The 3,544-nt window shown below is 65.2% G+C and carries 3 protein-coding genes and 1 pseudogene; all 4 read left to right on the forward strand.

Annotated elements, in window-relative coordinates:
• Positions 1-194 (forward strand): aldehyde dehydrogenase family protein (locus tag ACWDTP_RS37925; RefSeq protein WP_450028358.1); only part of this gene is annotated, 194 nt, incomplete at its 5' end.
• Between the two features lie 123 nt (positions 195-317).
• A complete protein-coding gene (gene lysS / locus ACWDTP_RS37930) occupies positions 318-1,841 on the forward strand; it encodes a lysine--tRNA ligase (protein WP_450028359.1) in 1,524 nt (507 codons plus the stop codon).
• A 117-nt stretch (positions 1,842-1,958) separates the two neighbouring features.
• Positions 1,959-2,300, forward strand: coding sequence for a histone-like nucleoid-structuring protein Lsr2 (lsr2, locus tag ACWDTP_RS37935; RefSeq protein WP_450028360.1), 342 nt, complete (start codon positions 1,959-1,961; stop codon positions 2,298-2,300).
• Positions 2,301-2,556: 256 nt separating this feature from the next.
• A pseudogene (gene clpC1 / locus ACWDTP_RS37940) lies at positions 2,557-3,544 on the forward strand (ATP-dependent protease ATP-binding subunit ClpC); the annotation flags it as partial.

Raw genomic sequence — 3,544 nt, forward strand, 5'->3', positions numbered from 1 at the left:
CCAGGGACCTCGCGACCGCGCTGGCCTACACCGAACAGCTCGATGTCGGGATGGTCCACGTCAATCACGGCACCGCCAGCCAGCCGCACGTGCCATTCGGCGGCGTCGGCGCCAGCGGCCTCGGTGCCTACTCGATCGGGCACGCCGCCCAGGACTTCTTCACCAAACTGAAAGTGACGTATGTCGCCGGCTGAACGGCCGGCCTCCCCCCGCCGAGCAGACGCGCCGGTACCCGTTTCGGCGCGATTGCGGGTACCGGCGTGTCTGTTCGCGGTGAGAAGAAGGCGTCCCCAGCCGTTCATTTAGGCTGGGATTTCGTGACCCCAGCCGACCCCGACGAAACGTCCCAGTCCCAGGCCGATATCCCCGAGCAGTTCCGGATCCGTCAGGCCAAGCGGGAGCGCCTGCTCGCCGAGGGCCGTGATCCGTACCCGGTCGCGGTGCCCCGCACTCACACCCTCGCCGAGCTGCGCGGCGCCCATCCGGACCTGCCCGCCGACACCCAGACCGGTGAGGTGGTGGGCGTCGCGGGCCGGGTGGTGTTCGCCCGCAATTCCGGCAAGTTGTGTTTCGCGACCCTGCAGGAAGGCGACGGCACCCAGCTGCAGGCGATGATCAGCCTGGCGCAGGTGGGCCAGGAGTCGCTGGATGCCTGGAAGGCCGACGTCGACCTCGGCGACATCGTGTTCGTGCACGGTGAGGTGATCAGCTCCAAGCGCGGTGAACTGTCGGTGCTGGCCGATTCGTGGCAGATGGCGGCCAAGGCATTGCGTCCACTTCCGGTTGCTCACAGAGAAATGAGCGAAGAATCCCGGGTGCGGCAGCGCTATGTCGATCTCATCGTGCGTCCCGAGGCGCGCAGCATCGCGCGGCAGCGCGTCGCCGTGGTTCGCGGGGTGCGTAACGCGCTGGAACGCCGCGGATTCCTCGAGGTCGAGACCCCGATGCTGCAGACGCTGGCGGGCGGCGCGGCGGCGCGGCCGTTCATCACGCACTCCAACGCACTCGACGCGGATCTGTACCTGCGGATCGCTCCGGAACTGTTCCTCAAACGCTGTCTCGTCGGCGGTTTTGAGAAAGTTTTCGAGTTGAATCGTAACTTTCGCAACGAAGGTGTGGATTCAACGCACTCGCCGGAATTTGCGATGTTGGAGACATATCAGGCGTACGGCGACTACAACGATTCCGCGGTCGTGACCCGGGAGATTATTCAGGAGGTCGCCGACGAAGCGATCGGCACCCGGCAGGTGCCATTGCCGGATGGCGCCACCTACGACCTGGACGGTCAATGGGAGACGCTCGAAATGTATCCGTCTTTGTCGCAGGCGCTCGGTGAGGAGATCACCCCGGCGACGCCGGCAGACGAGTTGTGGCGGATTGCCGACCGGCTGGAGCTTGAGATTCCGCGCGATCGCGGCTACGGACACGGGAAATTGATCGAAGAACTCTGGGAACACACTGTGGGTGAAAAGTTGTGGGCCCCGACGTTCGTGCGGGATTTTCCGGTCGAGACCACACCGCTCACGAGGGCACACCGCAGCATCGCTGGTGTGACTGAGAAGTGGGATCTGTACATTCGCCGCTTCGAACTCGCGACCGGATACTCCGAACTCATCGATCCGGTAATCCAACGGGAACGATTCGAGGCGCAAGCGCGTGCCGCGGCGGCCGGAGATGACGAGGCAATGGTGCTCGACGACGATTTCCTCGCCGCATTGGAGTACGCGATGCCGCCGACCACGGGCACCGGAATGGGTATCGATCGCTTGTTGATGGCGCTGACCGGCTTGTCAATTCGGGAGACGGTTTTGTTCCCGATTGTTCGGCGGCACGGCAACTGAACTGGTTCGATCGATCTGTTGTTGTAATAATGCGCGTTCCTGTGGCAGATTAGGTACGGGATGGCAGACTCTACAAAGAGTCGCCAATGCGCAAGCAGAAGGGTTCGGTGCGGGGTAATGGCGAAGAAAGTGACCGTCACGTTGGTCGACGATTTCGACGGTGAAGCCACCGCCGACGAGACGGTTGAATTCGGCCTCGACGGTGTGAGTTATGAGATCGACCTTTCCTCGAAGAACGCCACAAAGTTGCGCAACGATCTGAAGCAGTGGGTCGAGGCCGGCCGCCGGGTGGGGGGCCGCCGACGCGGGCGTGCCACGGCCACCGGTAAGGGCCGCGGGGCGATCGACCGCGAGCAGAGCGCCGCCATCCGGGATTGGGCGCGCCGCAACGGACACAATGTGTCGACCCGAGGCCGCATCCCCGCCGACGTCATCGACGCATTTCACGCGGCAACCTAACCGTTGGTTGCCAGAACGCCGGACCCGTCCACCCGACGGTCCGGCGTTTTCGCTAGCGGCGAACTGTGCGGCCGGTGGTTTCGGAAACGAATCGCCGACCGGGGGCGTTGCTCATCTGCAGTACCGGGTTATCCAGTGCGGAACGGACCGCCAAGCTCCGCGCCCCGGGCTGCCGCCCATTAGAGTGGACGGTAGGTACTGCGTGCGGAATGTCGTGCGCCGGTACCGCGACGTGATGGAGAGCAGGTAACCACCGATGTTTGAGAGATTCACCGACCGTGCCCGCAGGGTCGTCGTCCTGGCTCAAGAAGAGGCCCGGATGCTCAACCACAACTACATCGGCACCGAGCACATCCTGTTGGGGCTCATTCACGAGGGTGAGGGCGTAGCCGCCAAGTCGCTGGAGTCGCTGGGCATCTCCCTGGAGGGGGTGCGCAGCCAGGTCGAGGAGATCATCGGCCAGGGCCAGCAGGCGCCGTCCGGCCACATCCCCTTCACCCCGCGCGCCAAGAAGGTGCTGGAGCTGTCCCTGCGCGAGGCGCTGCAGCTCGGCCACAACTACATCGGCACCGAGCACATTCTGCTCGGCCTGATTCGTGAGGGCGAGGGCGTCGCGGCCCAGGTGCTGGTCAAGCTCGGCGCCGAACTGACCCGCGTGCGTCAGCAGGTGATCCAGCTGCTGTCCGGCTACCAGGGCAAGGAGGCCGCCGAGGCCGGTACCGGTGGCCGGGGCGGCGAGTCCGGCAACCCGTCGACCTCGCTGGTCCTCGACCAGTTCGGCCGCAACCTGACCGCCGCCGCGATGGAGGGCAAGCTCGATCCGGTCATCGGCCGTGAGAAGGAAATCGAGCGGGTCATGCAGGTGCTGAGCCGGCGCACCAAGAACAACCCGGTGCTGATCGGCGAGCCCGGAGTCGGCAAGACCGCCGTCGTCGAGGGCCTGGCGCAGGCCATCGTGCACGGCGAGGTCCCCGAGACGCTGAAGGACAAGCAGCTCTACACCCTCGACCTGGGGTCCCTGGTGGCGGGCAGCCGCTACCGCGGTGACTTCGAGGAACGCCTGAAGAAGGTGCTCAAGGAGATCAACACCCGCGGCGACATCATCCTGTTCATCGACGAGCTGCACACGCTGGTCGGTGCGGGTGCCGCCGAGGGCGCGATCGACGCGGCCAGCATCCTGAAGCCGAAGCTGGCCCGTGGCGAGCTGCAGACGATCGGCGCCACCACGCTCGACGAGTACCGCA

The sequence above is a fragment of the Mycobacterium sp. NPDC003449 genome (assembly GCF_053588415.1).